At 29.1% G+C, this 15,736-nt stretch carries 13 protein-coding genes; all 13 read left to right on the top strand.

Annotated elements, in window-relative coordinates; translation table 4 throughout:
• Positions 1-9 precede the first annotated feature (9 nt).
• The 13 genes from pheT to ileS all read left to right on the top strand — a co-directional run bounded on the left by pheT (position 10) and on the right by ileS (position 15,723).
• Entirely contained in the window at positions 10-2,394 is a 2,385-nt protein-coding gene (gene pheT, locus CP520_RS01835) for a phenylalanine--tRNA ligase subunit beta (protein ID WP_096862779.1), read from the top strand.
• 2 nt (positions 2,395-2,396) lie between these two features.
• Positions 2,397-2,915: a YceD family protein gene (locus tag CP520_RS01830; protein WP_096862778.1), complete on the top strand. Its 519-nt coding sequence runs from the start codon at positions 2,397-2,399 to the stop codon at positions 2,913-2,915.
• Between the two features lie 36 nt (positions 2,916-2,951).
• Positions 2,952-3,131, top strand: a complete 180-nt coding sequence (gene rpmF, locus CP520_RS01825) for a 50S ribosomal protein L32 (protein ID WP_096862777.1) — start codon at positions 2,952-2,954, stop codon at positions 3,129-3,131.
• Positions 3,132-3,315: 184 nt separating this feature from the next.
• Positions 3,316-3,750, top strand: coding sequence for a division/cell wall cluster transcriptional repressor MraZ (gene mraZ / locus CP520_RS01820; RefSeq protein ID WP_096862776.1), 435 nt, complete (start codon positions 3,316-3,318; stop codon positions 3,748-3,750).
• Positions 3,750-4,676, top strand: a complete 927-nt coding sequence (gene rsmH / locus CP520_RS01815; protein WP_211276341.1) for a 16S rRNA (cytosine(1402)-N(4))-methyltransferase RsmH — start codon at positions 3,750-3,752, stop codon at positions 4,674-4,676. Before mraZ ends, rsmH begins: the two co-directional genes overlap by 1 nt.
• A 29-nt stretch (positions 4,677-4,705) precedes the next feature.
• A complete protein-coding gene (locus tag CP520_RS01810; RefSeq protein WP_096862774.1) occupies positions 4,706-6,079 on the top strand; it encodes a hypothetical protein in 1,374 nt (457 codons plus the stop codon).
• Between the two features lie 14 nt (positions 6,080-6,093).
• Positions 6,094-7,293 carry a cell division protein FtsZ gene (ftsZ, locus tag CP520_RS01805; RefSeq protein ID WP_096862773.1) on the top strand — a complete coding sequence of 400 codons (1,200 nt, stop codon included), beginning with the start codon at positions 6,094-6,096 and terminating at the stop codon, positions 7,291-7,293.
• Positions 7,293-7,634, top strand: a complete 342-nt coding sequence (locus CP520_RS01800; RefSeq protein ID WP_096862772.1) for a cell division protein SepF — start codon at positions 7,293-7,295, stop codon at positions 7,632-7,634. Before ftsZ ends, CP520_RS01800 begins: the two co-directional genes overlap by 1 nt.
• Positions 7,635-7,759: 125 nt before the next feature.
• Entirely contained in the window at positions 7,760-8,773 is a 1,014-nt protein-coding gene (locus CP520_RS01795) for an alpha/beta hydrolase family protein (RefSeq protein WP_096862771.1), read from the top strand.
• 83 nt (positions 8,774-8,856) lie between these two features.
• A complete protein-coding gene (locus CP520_RS01790; RefSeq protein ID WP_096862770.1) occupies positions 8,857-10,473 on the top strand; it encodes an ATP-binding cassette domain-containing protein in 1,617 nt (538 codons plus the stop codon).
• Positions 10,473-11,558 (top strand): hypothetical protein, encoded by a 1,086-nt coding sequence (locus CP520_RS01785; RefSeq protein WP_096862769.1) that lies wholly within the window; start codon positions 10,473-10,475, stop codon positions 11,556-11,558. Before CP520_RS01790 ends, CP520_RS01785 begins: the two co-directional genes overlap by 1 nt.
• Positions 11,558-12,622, top strand: a complete 1,065-nt coding sequence (locus CP520_RS01780; protein ID WP_096862768.1) for an ABC-2 transporter permease — start codon at positions 11,558-11,560, stop codon at positions 12,620-12,622. The genes CP520_RS01785 and CP520_RS01780 overlap by 1 nt, the downstream gene beginning before the upstream one ends.
• Before the next feature lie 362 nt (positions 12,623-12,984).
• The gene (ileS, locus tag CP520_RS01775) at positions 12,985-15,723 is read left to right on the top strand and encodes an isoleucine--tRNA ligase (protein ID WP_096862767.1); all 2,739 of its coding nucleotides are present in this window, start codon (positions 12,985-12,987) and stop codon (positions 15,721-15,723) included.
• The last annotated feature ends 13 nt before the right edge of the window (positions 15,724-15,736 follow it).

The following is a 15,736-nucleotide window of genomic DNA, read 5'->3' as shown; positions in this document are numbered from 1 at the left end:
GGGAAAGAAATGATTTTAACTAGAAACTGACTTCAAAAATTCATGGATTTATCAGGAATTTCAAACGATGAAATTTCTGTTGCTTTAAACTCATTAGGTTTTGAAGTTGAAGAAACTAAAGATTATTCAAAATTAAACAAAGGTTTAGTTATTGGAAAAGTTGTTGAATCTGAAAAAATTCCTGATTCTCATTTAACTGTTAATAAAGTTCAACTTGGAGAAAAGAAATTTGTTCAAATTGTTTGTGGTGCTCCAAATGTAAAGGAAGGTATTTATGTAATTGTGGCTCCAATTGGATCAACAATTGCTGCTGGAATTACAATGGATGAAAGAGAACTTTTGGGATATAAATCTGAAGGAATGATTTGTTCATTATCTGAAATTGGAGTTTCACCATCAGTTTTAACTGAAGAAGAACAAAACGGAATTTATATTATCGAATCATACAACAACCTTGATGCTTTAATTGGTAAAGGTGTTGATGCTATTGGTTTTGATGATTATATTTGAGATATGGATTTAACTTTAAATAGATCTGATGCTTTAAGTAGTGTTCAATTATTAAAAGAATTAGGAAACTACTTCCATTCACAAACTGATTTTTATCGTTTAGATAATAAAGTTAAAGATAAAAAGAATATTGAAGATATTAATTTAAAAATTGCTCCAAGTTTAGATGGAGCTGTTAATACTGCTGGATATTCAATCTTTATGATTGATAATTATGAAGATAAGTTAAATGTTGAAACTGATTTATGATTAAAATTTAATAATTGTAAATCAACTGGAAACTATTTATATGACTTAGCAAACGTAATGGCAATTGAAATTGCTCAACCAGTTATTTTAATTGATTATGATAAATTAAAATCAAAAGATATTAGTTTAGGAACATCAACAATTGATGATCAAGAACTAGTCGCTTTAAAAGATGGTCAATCAATTATTGATGTAATTGGTTTAGAAGTTGAAAATAAATATCGAGTAACTGATAAAACAAAACAAGTTTTAGCAATTTATTTTAACTTCAATCCAGTTATTATGAGAACCCAACAAAAACGTTTAAATACTTCAAACGTTGCTTTACAAAGATATATCAAACCTTTATATGCTAATAAATTTGAAGATGCTAATGAAACTTTAAAGGATATCTTTGATGACTATGCTTTAATTAGTAGTGCTCATAAACTTGAATATCTTTTAGGGCCTGTAATTGTTCATAATGAAATTGAAACTTCTGTTTCATATCTAAATTACACTTTAGGAACTGAATTTAACATTGATGAAATCAAAGACTTATTTGAAGACTTACAAGGATTTGAAATTAAAGGTCGTAGTGATGATATGACTTTCATTTGTGATCCAAACAGAATTGATATTACTGGTGAAAAAGAAGTTGCAGAAGAAGTTGCAAGAATTTATGGATATGACAGAATCATTCCAAAACCACTTGTAATTAAAGCAATGAAGCATGAACAAGATTTAAATGCCGACTTACAAAAGAAAGTTACTAACTATTTAATTGGGGCTGGATTGATGAATATTAAAACTTATTCATTAGTAAATGAAGAAGATAATAAACATTGAAACTTATTTAACTTAAAAAAACCAGTTAAATTAATGTCACCATTATCAAACCTTCATGAAGTTTATCGAATGAGTTTAGGAAAATCAATGATTGATATTATTCAATCAAACTCAGCTAAAGGAAATAAAAACTTAAAATTATTTGAAATTGCTGATGTTTATACAACTGATGGACGTCAAACTCACTTAGCATGAGCTTTAAGTGGAGAATTTAATAGTGACTTTAGAGATAGACAAGAAGCTAACTTCTTTTATTTAAAAGGAATCTTAGAAGATATCTTTGATTTATATAATGTTGATCAAACAAAAGTTAGTTATGAACTAATCCCGACAAACAAAGTAATTGCTGAAATTCACCCATATCAAAATGCCAAAATTAAAATTGGTGCTAAAACAATTGGATTTATCTATTGTTTAAATCCAAGATATGAAGAAAAAAACAAATTAGGAAAAACTTTTGTTGGAGAAATCGATTTAGGAACTTTATTTAGTGTGATTAATGAAACTTTAACAATTAAAGAAGTTTCAAAATACCAAGCTTCATCAAGAGATATTTCTTTAGAAACTTCAACTGATTTAGCTTATCAAGAATTAATTAAAGAATTATTAGATGGTGTTGATTACATTACTGATTACAAATTAATTGATATTTATCAATCAGAAGAAATGAAAAAAGAAAATAAAATTGCTTTATCAATTTCTATTACTTTCAACAATTTAACTAATCAGTTAAATGATGCTACAATTAATGGACAATGAGACAAGATCTTAAATAATGCTAAAGAAATGAAAGTAAAAGTGAGATAAGAATGTTAAAACAAGAAATCCGTAAACATGGAAAAGAACCGTTTGAAGTTTCTAATGAATTAACAAAATTTGATGGGTTTGAAATTCATTCCCCATTAATTAAAAAATATAATACTGTTAGTTATGATGCTGAAGTATTTTATGATAAAAATGAAGATGAAATCATTGTGCATGGAACTATTAATTATAGTTTAGATGCCATTGATGCTCGTGATGGTGAACTAATCGTTCATGAAGAAGAAATCCCTTGAGATGATGCTTATAGTTTTGTTAATAAAAACAATGATGATGTAAACATTATTGATGGAGAAAACGTTGATTTCGATACCTTAGTTATTGAACAAATTAACGCAAATATTCCTATGAACTTAACACATAATCATGATATAATCTCAAAGGCTGGTTCTGGTTGAAGTTTGATGTCAGAAGAAGAATATGAAGCTAACAAGAATAACCAACCAGATCCTAGATGAGACAAATTAAAAGAATTTAAGTTCAAAGACGATAAGAACAAGAATTAACTTTAAAAGTTATTAGAGAAAAGTGGAGGTGTAATTATGGCTGTACCATTCAGAAAAACAAGTAAATCTGTTAAAAATAAAAGAAGAAGTCACATGGCTTTAAAAAGTAGTGCAATCATCTCTTGCGAAAACTGCGGAGCAATGATTAAACCACACCGCGTATGTAGAGATTGTGGTTTCTACAAAGGTAAAGAAGCAGTTAAAACTGAAAACTAGTTTTTAGTTTTACAAATTACAATAATCAAAGAACGCTAACTGAAGCGTTCTTTTTTTATTCTCCTATTGTTTCAAAAAATGATTGTTTCAAAAAAATACAAAAAAATTTTGTTGACAAAAAATAGAAAAGTGTGCTTTTTGTGGTTATAATGTTGGGGAGTGGGAGAAAGTGGGGGCATTTGTCATGGAACTACTAATTGGAAAATATGCACATTTAATCGATGACAAGTCTCGATTAACTATTCCATCAAAAATAAGAAACAAACTTAGCAATGTTGTTTATGTATCTAAAGGGTTTGAGGGTTGTCTAGAAGTTAGAACCCCTGAAGCCTTTTCAGCATATACAAATCAAATTCAACAGTTTTCACAAACTAATCCGGGTGCCAGAATGGTAACTCGTGAGATTTTTGCAAACACTGAAGAAGTTGAGATTGATAATGCTGGAAGAATTAGACTATCAGCTGAACAACTAAAGAATGCAGGAATTTCAAAAGAAGTCTACATTATTGGAGTTATCGATCACTTAGAAATTTGAGATCGTGATAAATTCGATAATTATGAAGCTGAAAATGAACCAAAATTTGAAGAAGTTGCTTCCCAATTGGGAGGTAACAAATAATGGAACATATATCAGTTTTGTTACAAGAAAGCATTGATAATTTAAATATCAATCCTGACGGAATCTATGTTGACTGTACTTTAGGTCGCGGAGGCCATTCATCAGAAATCTTAAAAAGATTATCTGATAAAGGTCTTTTAATCAGTATCGATCGCGATGATGAAGCAATAGAAAAAAGCCAGAAACGCTTAAGTGAGATTAAACCAAACTTCAAAATTATTAAAGGTAATTTTGATAACTTAAAAGCTTTATTAGCAATTGAAGGTATCTTTGAAGTTGATGGAATCTTATATGACTTAGGAGTTTCTTCACCCCAATTTGATGAAGATAATCGCGGGTTCAGCTATCGATTCGATGGTCCTCTGGACATGAGAATGGATCAATCACAAGATTTAACAGCCGAGAAAGTTGTTAATACTTATGATGAAAAAGAACTTGCCAATATTATTTATCAATATGGTGATGAAAAATTTTCTAAACAAATTGCTAGAGAAATTGTCAAATCAAGACCAATTAAATCAACCCTTCAACTAGTTGATGTGATTAAAAAAGCTTTACCACAAAAAGTATTAAAGCTTCCAAAACACCCAGCTAAGAAAACATTCCAAGCTTTGAGAGTTTATGTGAATGGAGAAATGGATGCTTTAGAGAAGTCTTTAAGACAAGCACTAGATGTGATTAAACCACATGGAAGAATATGTATTATAACCTTCCAGTCACAAGAAGAAAAAATTGTTTCAAAGATTGTTAAAGAAGCAACAACTTCACCACAACAACAAGTTTTAAAAAACTTACCCGTTGAAGTTGATGATGACGGAACAAAATTTAAACTTATCTCCAAAAAACCGATCAAGCCATCAAAAGATGAGCTTGAACAAAATAGAAGAGCTCATAGTTCAAAACTTTGAGTAATCGAAAAAAAATAAAAGAAAACCTATAGAAAGGGGTAATGGTTATGAACAAGAATTATCAAGAAATTGATCAAATTATTGAAATTAAAAGTGATGGAATGGTTAACTATTCTGTTGTTGATATTCAACTTGTTGGTGCTAACCGAGTATTATTTATTGATAGTAAAAAAATCTTTTCACAGTTTGCTGACTATGATTCATCTTTTAAACAAGAAGAATTAAAAAACTTAGAAGATTTTTTACAAAACGCTACAAATAAGTTCAAAAGTATTTACCCACAATATCAAAAACATTTAGAAAAAGTAAGTTTACTTATCCCAAATGAATTTATTAGTTTTGAAAACCGCATTTTAGATGTTGAAATCAAAGCTAACGAATATGGTGAATATTACATTACAAGTGACTTTGTAAGAGAAACATGAACAAAATTCGTAAATAAACAAAAAGAAATCATCAGTAAAGAAAATAAAGAAATGGCGATTGATTGTACCTGTGGTGCAGTTAAGGTCAATGGTAAATGAACCAAATCACCAATTACTGCTAAAAAACTAACTTCTAATGAAATTAGTTTTTCATCAGAATGACAAAAAATCAATAAACAAAAATTTGACCCCTTAAAACAAGTTTTTGATGATTTAAATATTGATGTAGCTAAAATCTCTGGATTAAATAAGGTTAATTTACCCACTGCTTTAACTCAATCATTATATTTAAAACCCTCAATCGTTTATGAATGAGGATGAAATGATATTTGAGTTAAATATTATGATGGTTTTGGAAACGTAAGAAGAGTAAATGTTACTGTTGGGTTAAATGACCTTTACTCAAGAATTACTGAAGAATTAAATTTAAACACAAAACAAGATTTATCACAAATTAAAAATATTATTGAAAACCACCTAGATCTTAATAAATTAGGATTTGGCAATAAAAACACTTGTTTATTGAGAAACAAGAATAAAAACGCAGTCATCTCTACATTTACTGCAAACCAAATTTTAAAAATGTTAATTACAAAATTAGACGAAGTTTTAAAAGATGTTCAAACTTCAGTCTCTTTACAAATGGGATTAAATACTAATGATATTGCAATGCAATATCAATGTGGAATGATTAGTGATATTAAAAACGTTGCTAACTATTTCAAACATAAAAACATGAAAATGTTAAAAAACAATAAAAAAGAAGAAGTGTTAGGAGTTTATAACCAAGAAATGAAAAACATCATTGGTTATGCTAATAACATTAAACATCAATCAGGAATGAAATTACGTTCTGAAATGGTTGATAAAGAAAAACAAATCATGAACCAACCAGACATGTTAGTCATGATGGAAAATCAAAATGAACAATCAGCAAAAACAGTTTCATACTTTAGAAGTACAAACAATGTTTTTGTCAGAGAGTTAGATAAATAAGGAGTTGATATACAATGGCAAAAGAATGAGTAAACAATGGAGCAATGATTAAGGTCATTGGAGTTGGTGGCGGAGGAAACAATGCTGTTAACCGCATGTTAGAAAATGACATGAAAAACGTTGAATTTATCGTTGCTAATACAGATATGCAAGTTTTAAATGCATCTGGAATTGATAAAAAATTAATTTTAGGAGAGGCTACTTGCAAAGGATTAGGAGCAGGAGCAGATCCTGAAATTGGTAAAAAAGCTGCAATTGAAGCAGAAGATGAAATTAAAGAAGCTTTACAAGGAGCTGAATTAGTCTTTATTGCTGCTGGAATGGGTGGGGGTACTGGAACTGGTGCTGCACCTGTTATTGCTAAAATAGCTAGAGAACTTGGTGCTTTAACAATCGGGATTGTTACTAAACCATTTAGATTTGAAGGTAAAAAACGTGTTAACTTTGCAAACGAAGGAATTGAAGAATTACAAAAAAATGTGGATTCAATGATTATTGTTTCAAATGACCGTTTATTAGAATTAACTGGAAATATTCCAGCCAAAGAATCATTTAGAGAAGCTGACAATATCTTAAGACAAGGAGTTCAAACAATTACTGATTTAATTGCAATTCCATCACAAATCAATTTAGATTTTGCAGACGTTAAAAATGTGATGAAAAATAAAGGTAAAGCTTTATTTGGAATTGGAGTTGGATCTGGTGATGGTGGAGCTGTTGAAGCTGCTAAAAAAGCTATCAACTCTTCATTATTAGACACTTCAATTCGTGGTGCAAAAGATGCAATTGTTAATGTAACTGGTGGAAGCAAAATTACTTTAAATGATGTTTATGCAGCAGTTAATGTAATTGAAGAAGCTGCTGGAGAAGATTTAAACATTGTCTTTGGTATGGCTACAAACGATGAATTAAAAGATAACATTGTTGTAACAATTATTGCTACAGGTTTTGATGAAAACCTTGAAAGTAATGAAAATGAAGAACTTGATTTTTCACAACAAACTGTCAATGAACCACAACAAACTAGTGCAACTGATATGGACGAAGAAGTTGAAATGGTTGAATCAGATTATGATCTTGATGAAGAAGATGAAGCTGAAGAAGACATTAGCTTTGGTGATTTGACTGAAGAAGAAGTTTTAGAAGCAACTATGACTAACTTCACCTTCAATAATGAAGATAACGATATTCCGTCATTCGTTAAACATAAATAATGATGGCTATCTTCAAAAACAAAAACCAAAGAAGTAAAAATAATTTAGAAGTTGATGACGGAACTTTTCTTCTAAATGATTCTTCAGCTGACATAACAATGGCAATCGGTGATGATGATAAAGAGCTTCCCATTACTCCAAGATATACTCCAACAAGTTTTGAAGATATCAAACAAGCTGCCAAAGGATTAATGGATTATAAAAAAATTATTATTGTCTTAACTAAAATGCCTAAAGACGATCGTTCAAAAACATTAAACTTTATGAGTGGAGTAATCTTTGCAAAAGAAGGTTATTTAACTAAAATCGAAGACAATGTTTTTGAATTAGAAATCAAATAGGAAATGAGAGCTTATCTTATTTCCTTTTTTCTTATCTTTCTTAAGCACAAGAACTTTAATTAGTTTTTTGATTGTTATAATAAAGATAAAAGCACACTTATATATTTAGAAAGGCCCATCTTTTCATGAAAAAACCAAAAGTAAAAGAACAAGAACAAAAACCTGGTACGTTAGCAAAAATCATGGTTAACATGTGAAATACTCACTTCTCAACTCCGATTTATGTTAACAAAGATGGAGATAGCGTTCGTTTAAATTTAATTAAAATGTTTGACTTTTCTCCTGTGACTAGAAACTCAAATAAAAAGATGGATGTTGACTATAAGTCTCCTTCTTTAAATGTTACTTTCCCATCACTTGATCAAAATAAAATTGCTGCAAGTGTTTGATTAAACGATAAACCAACCAACAAATGAATTGTTGGTTGTCATGGGTATAACTCAAATCGTTTTGATGTTTTATATTTAACCTGACATTATCGTGCTTTAGGTTATAACATTTTAACTTTTGACTTTAGAAACCATGGTCAAAGTGGAATTGATGTTGTGACTTGAGGATATAAAGAAAAATGAGATTTAATTGCTGCAATTAAATGATTAATGGAATCATACACAATTGATCACATTGGTTTAGTTGGAACTAGTATGGGTGGATTTACCTTAAACTACTTTATGTTAACTGAACCAGAATTAATTAAACAAGCAAACATTATTTGAGGAGTTTCTGATTCAGCTTATATGTCTGTACCAAAACTTCTTGAACGAATGATTGCTGATAACTCAGCTTCCTTTTTTGAAGGATATGCCAATGAAGTTTTAAGCCAAATGTTAATGATTTATAAAAATGAGTATGGTGTTGATTTAAGTGGATTAGATTTCACAAAATTAATTCAAGCAGATAATATGCGTTTTCCAATTTTATACATTCACAATCGTTATGATAAAGTTACTGATTATTTAGATAGCTTTAGAATGTGAACTGAAAAAAATAACATTGAACATAGTGTTCAAAATCATTTAAGAATTTATGATGGCTATCACCATACTAAAGCTTTAATTGAATATAAAGAAAATTATATTGAAACTTCATTAGATTTTGTTAAAAAGGCTGTTGAAGATAATGCAAAGAAAAAGAAATAGTTTAATATTAAGTTGTATGTAAAAAGAACTTTTATTTATAAGGGAAATATCACATTTTATAGTTGGAAACTAAGGAGAAAAAAATGGATCAAATCGAAGCAATGATCGACGAAGAAAACCAAGAAGTCGAACAAAAAATTCATAAGCTAGACCCTAATATTATTGTTGAATTAGACAACGTTTCTAAAACCTTCAATCGTCAAACATGAGCAGTTAGAAAAGTTGATTTACAAATCAGAAAAGGTGAATGTATCGCCTTACTTGGAGCCAATGGTTCTGGTAAATCAACTTTAGGGAGACTAATTGCCAACGTTATTAAACAAACTTCTGGAATTATTGATTATTATTTCAAAGAAGAAAATATTTTTAATGCGATTGGATATCAAGCAAGAGAACAAGCTTGACCAAACGGATTCAAAGTCAGTGATGTTACAAGTCTATGAATCAATATTTATAATGTTCAAGATCAAGAATGAGTTGCTCGTTTGCGCAACGTTTTTGGTATTGATGATATTTGAAATAAAGCGTTATCAAAACTTTCAATTGTTAACTTACAATTGTTTGCTATTTTCTTAGCAATGATTCATAAACCAGAATTATTAGTCATTGATGATTTATCATCAGCATTAGATTATGAACGTAAATCAAAAATTATTGATTTACTAAAAGAATATTTAAAAGATGATAATACTATTGTTTTAATTTATCCTGATGAATATATCATGAGTGTTATTGCTTCAAGAGTTATTTATCTTCATAAAGGAACCATTACTGATGATTTAACTGTTAAACAAATCAAAAAAGAATATGGTTCAATTTTTGAATTTAATAAAATGGCATCAAATGAAGAAATTAATAAAGAAAAACGTAAGAAAACTGATCCATTCTTTCGACCTTTATTACGCCGATACAAATCATTATTAGACGATTTACAAAATGTCTATGATTCATATTTTGCAAATAATTTAAGTGAAATTGATGCTGAATTTGATTTAAATGTTAAAAACGGAATCTTCTATGTAAATGAATTAGGAACTCAATTTAATGAATTAGCTTCTTCTGATATTTCTAAAAAAGCGATTGATGCAATGAAAGAAGCTATCAACAAAGTTGTTAAAGAAATCAAAAGAATCATTAAATTAATTAAAAAAGAAAAGAAAGTTGTTCCACCAATTAAACACCTTGAACAACTTCAAGTAGCTTTTGAACGTATTTTAAACTTCTTAACAACTAAGTTAAAAGATAGCTTAAAAAACAACAAAATTATCATTAATGGTAATGAAGTTGAAATCGAATTACCAAAAGCAGAAAAGAAACGTTTAGAAGAATTAAAAGAACGTTATATTAAAGAAGAATTAAAAATTATTCGTCTTGAAAAACGTAAGGCTGAAGCAAATAACAAATGAAGTTTCAGTTTGGCTACAAATCGTTTAATGAGAAATCTTTCTCCAAAAGAACGAGCAGAATTGAAAAAAAACGTTGGAGCTCAAATTGAAGATGCCAACAATTCTAAAAACTTAATTGCTGTTTTACAAAAAAATAATAACCTTGTTTTAAAAGATAAAAACTCAGTTAAAGAAAGTGATTTTCCGTTATTTAACAAGAAAATCTCTACTAACTTTGGTTGAACTAGTAAAGCAACTCCAGAAACTGTTTTAGAAGATACAATGACTACTAAATCAATGAAGGAGTCAAAATAATGAATAAGGTAAAGCGTCGCTATACAATCTTAGCTAAGCTTTGAAAGATTCAATCAATTAACTACTTTACAGATCCAGTTAACTTAGTTTTAGGATTTATTTTAACAACTATTACTATGATTTGTTGAATTGCTTTTAAACCTGCAAAGGGTGGGTTTGCAACCGACCCCTTCATCTTAGCTTCAGCAATTGGGATTAGTATTATTCGTAACTCTCAATATAACTTAAACTTAACCATTGGTGATTGAAAACAAAAGAAATTCTTTAATAGGCTAGCAGATACACCAGTTTCTAAAACGTTAGTGATTGTTTCAATTTTAACTTTTAACTGATTTATTAATATTTTAGTAGCTTTAATCTTGTTTGGTTTTGCTATGATTTTTAAATCTCAACGTCAAATCTTAACTTATGTTCAATGAGGACCTTTCTTTGTTGGATTTGTTTTAAATGTTTTCTTATCAAATGTGATGGCGTTATTCTTATCAACATTCATTAAGAAGAAAGACTGAGTTTTAGTAATTTCATTATTTTCATACTTTGGACCGATGTATTTATTAGGATTAGGAATTCCTTGAAACGTTGTTGGGAACTATAAAGGATTAAATATCTTCTTATACATAGCACCTCACCGTTATCCTTTAGCAATTATGCAAGCTGCTTGAGTTGGAACTGCAAATACTATGGCCTTTCCGACAATTGGGATGGATGTTGTTGCTGCTGGTGGTGGAGTTAAACCTGATTCTTGATTAGGAATGCATGGTTTTGGATATGGTGGTAATGGTTGATGATTACCAACTGTAATTACTTTAGGTTGATGTTTATTATTTGGAATCTTAACTTTATTAGTTATTAACCACCGTTATAACTATGGATTAAGAAAATATAAAAACTATAACGGAGTGCAAATGCACTTACGCTACATCAATAATATTAAAAAAGCAAAAACACCAGAAGAACTTCAAGCAATTATTAATTACATTAACTCAAATAGTAATTATGATATTGAAGAAATTATGCAGGCTGAGAACAAAGCTAGATTATTAAAAAAAGAAAATAAAAAGCTTCCGAAAGGAGGCGATAAGTAATGTTTGATAAAGGATGAAAGAACGACTGAAATATCTTTTGTGGTTTATTTAAATTACAATTCGCCTTTTGAAGTCAAAACGTTATGAACCTATTTTTAGGTTTAGGAGTTTCTTTATATACAATGGTTTGTTGATTAGCTTTTAAATCAAGTGATCCATTTCTAATGATGTCTGGAGTTTGTGTTGGATTAGTTCGTAACGCCTGTCATATTCAAGTTAAAACTTTTTCTAACTTTAGAGAAGAAGGGTTTACTGAAAGACTAACGCTTTCACCAGCTCCCCAATGAATTCAAACTTTAACTAGTTTAGTTTTCAACATTTTCTCAACTGCTTTAATTTGTACAATTATGTTTGCAGTTGCAATGATTTTCTTTCAAGACCAAAGAGCCTTATTACCAAATGCTAATCAAGGAATGGTTTGAAGTGGATTAGTACTTTGCTGAATTACTTCATATGTTGTAGCTTCAGTGATTTATATTTATATTAAAAATGAAAAAATCTCACAAATGACTGGATTGATGGTTTATTTCACAACCATGTACTTTTTAGGTTTAGGATTCCCGTTTGAAGTTATCTTAAATGTTAAATGATTAAACTATTTATTATATCTTCACCCATTTAGATATGTAATTAACATTGTACAATGTGGGTTTGTTAACGCAACAGACTTTATTTATACAAAACCTGCTATGGGAGATATTGCTTCTTATGATATTGACTTCGGATATAATGGTTTGGCTTGATTGCCTTACATCTTAGCTTTAGCAATGATCTTGATTTATGCAGTTGCTTTCCAAGCAAGATATCTATATCTATATTCATTCCACAAAAGAAACAAATATGGAGAATTTATTGTTGATGAATCATCATCTAGATATATTCACCAAGTTAAGTCGGCAAAATCAATTGATGAAGTAAAAACCTTACATCGAGAACGTATGATTAACTTAGCTTCATCTTCTGATGAGATGAAAACGATTGTTGAACAGGTGGAACGTGAATCAAGAACAGAACGTTGATTCAAAAAACAAGAAGAACAGCAAAAACAAAATCAAAAGGAATAAAATGTTTGAAATTTCAAAATGAAATTAAAACCTATTTACGATATAATTAACCTATAAAAATTTATTTGAAATTAAATATTTTAGGTAAAAAGGACAAAAAGAAGAAGTCAATTTCTACAACAGAGAGTTAACGGTTGGTGTGAGTTAACATAGAAACCTTCTTTAATATCACCTTTTGGTATTTTAGAAAAGAAATCATTATTTTATTAATGAGATTAGAATTCTACGCTGGTGCCGATGCACTATTTAATCAAGTGGATAAACTAAAATAAGTTTATCAATCAAGGATGGTACCGCGGAAAACTTCGCTCCTTTTAATTAAGGACGAAGTTTTTTATTTTTTTAAAGGAGAAATTATCACAATGGCAAATAAATATAAAGATACATTATTAATTGGTCAAACTGACTTTAGTATGAGAGCTGGTTTAGGAACTAAAGAACCAGAAATTGAAGCAGATTGAGCTAAGAATCATATTTATGAAGAAAAACTAAAATTAAATGAAGGAAAACCATTATTTGTTTTACATGATGGACCACCATATGCAAACGGAAACTTACATATTGGACATGCTTTTAATAAATCATTAAAAGACTTTATTGTAAGATGAAAAAATTCTTATGGCTATCAATCACCATATATTATGGGATGAGATACTCACGGATTACCAATTGAAAATGCTGTGACTAAATCTGGTGTTAATCGTAAAGGAATGGATCCTGTTGAATTTAGAGATTTATGTAAAGAATATGCTTTAAAACAGGTTGCAAATCAATCAGAACAATTCAGACGTTTTGGAATTTTTACAGATTATTCTGTTGTTTATTTAACATTACAAAAAGAATATGAAATGTCAGAACTACGTAGTTTTGAAAGTATGTTTAATAAAGGCTTAATTTATAAAGATTTAAAACCAATTTATTGATCACCTTCAAGTGAATCAGCATTAGCTGAATCAGAAATTGAATATCAAGATGTTAAATCACCAACTATTTATGTTGCTTGTAATTTAGTTGATAATGATGTTTTACCAAAAGATACTCAAGCAATTATTTGAACAACAACACCATGAACCCTACCAGCTAACCAAGCAATTGCCGTTGGTCCAAGAATGGAATATTCAGTTATTGATGTACTTGATAAAAATGATGAAAAACACCAATACTTAGTTGCTACTAACTTAGTTGATAAATTAGCACAAGAACTAGAATGAAAAGAAGTAAAACCAGTTAAAGTTGTTAAAGGTTCTGATTTAGAAGGAATTAAATACCAACACCCATTATATAAAGATAAAATCTCACAAATTTATTGTGGAGATCACGTAACTGATGAAGCTGGAACTGGTTTAGTTCATACTGCATCAGGATTTGGAGAAGATGACTACAACTTAATTAAAAAAGTAGGGTTACCTGTTTTTGCTCCATTAGATGATCAAGGAAAATTCACAACTGAAATGAAGGATTTAGACCCACAGTTAGTTGGAATGTTCTATGATGATGCAAATAAAGTTGTGACAAAACGTTTAGAAGATAACAAACACTTATTAAAACTAAAATTCTTAACTCACTCATATCCACACGATTGAAGAACTAAAAAACCAGTTATTTATCGTGCGACTTTACAGTGATTTATTAACTTAAGACCAGTTAAAAAAGATATTTTAGATCACGTTGATGAAATTTCAACTAATCCAAAATGAGCAAAACAACGTTTATATGATGTTTTAGAAGATAGAACTGATTGATTAATTTCTCGTCAAAGATTATGAGGAGTACCAATTGTTGGATTCTATGACAAAGATAAAAACTTAGTTTTAAACTCAGAAATCTTAAAATACGCAATTGATAAAATTGATGAATTAGGAACTAATGCTTGATTTAGTGAACCTGCTGATACTTTCTTACCAGATAATTATAAAAACAAAGGTTTAGCTAAAGAAAAAGACATTTTAGATGTTTGATTTGATTCTGGTTCTAGTGCAATTGCTTTAGAAGAAAGATTTGCAAACCTAAAAAGACCATTTGATATTTATCTTGAAGGAAATGACCAATATCGTGGATGATTTAACTCATCAATGATTAACTCAGTTGTTTATGATAATAAATCACCATACAAAACTTTAATTTCACACGGAATGACTTTGGATGAAAAAGGTCATAAAATGTCTAAATCATTAGGAAATGGAGTTGATCCAATTCAATTTGCGAACACTAATGGTTCTGATGTTTTCCGCTTATGAGCTAGTTCAACTGATTATACTGATGATCAAAAATTTGGACCAAACATTGTTAAACAAATTTCAGAAACTTATAGAAAGATTAGAAACACTATTCGTTTTATCTTAGGAAACTTAGATGACTTTAAAGTAAATGAAAACTATCAAAATACTTTAACTGGAGTTGATAAATTTGCTTTATTCCAACTTTCACAATTTAAAGATAAAGTTATTAAAGGTTATGAAACTTATAAATTTAATGAAGTTTATCAAGCAGTTGTTAACTATGTAACTATTGATTTATCTTCATTCTACTTAGATTTTATTAAAGACATTATTTATGTTGATGCTAAAAACTCATTAAGAAGAAGACAAGTTCAAACTGTGTTATATGAAATCTTATGAGCTTTAATTGATGCTTTAAGACCAATTCTTCCACATACTATTGAAGAAGTTTACACTTATTTAAATACTGAAGAAACTAAAGCTAAATCAGTTCATCTTCTTGATGTTAGAGAACAAAACTTCGATTTATCAGCAGAAGATTTAGAAATCTGAACTAATGTCATGGAATTGAGAAATGATATTAATAAAGCCTTAGAAATTGCTAGAGAAAACAAAGTAATTAATAAAGGATTTGAAGCAAGTGTTGAAGTTGAAGCTAAATCTCAATATGAAGATTTAGAAAAAATTCCTAATTTAGCAACAATCTTTATTCTTGGAGAAATTAAATTCGTAGAAACCTTAAGTAATGTTACTTTTGAAGGAAAAACCGCTAAAATTAATGTAAGACCAAAACAAGGGGAAAAATGTGAACGTTGTTGAGGTATCTTTGATAACTTACATGATGAATTATGTGCTCGTTGTTATGAAGTTGTAAACAACTAAAAATATTAATAAA

Source organism: Mesoplasma lactucae ATCC 49193 (assembly GCF_002441935.1).
Lineage (GTDB): Bacteria > Bacillota_I > Bacilli_A > Mycoplasmatales > Mycoplasmataceae > Edwardiiplasma > Edwardiiplasma lactucae.
This window is presented reverse-complemented; position numbering and strand designations above follow the sequence as displayed.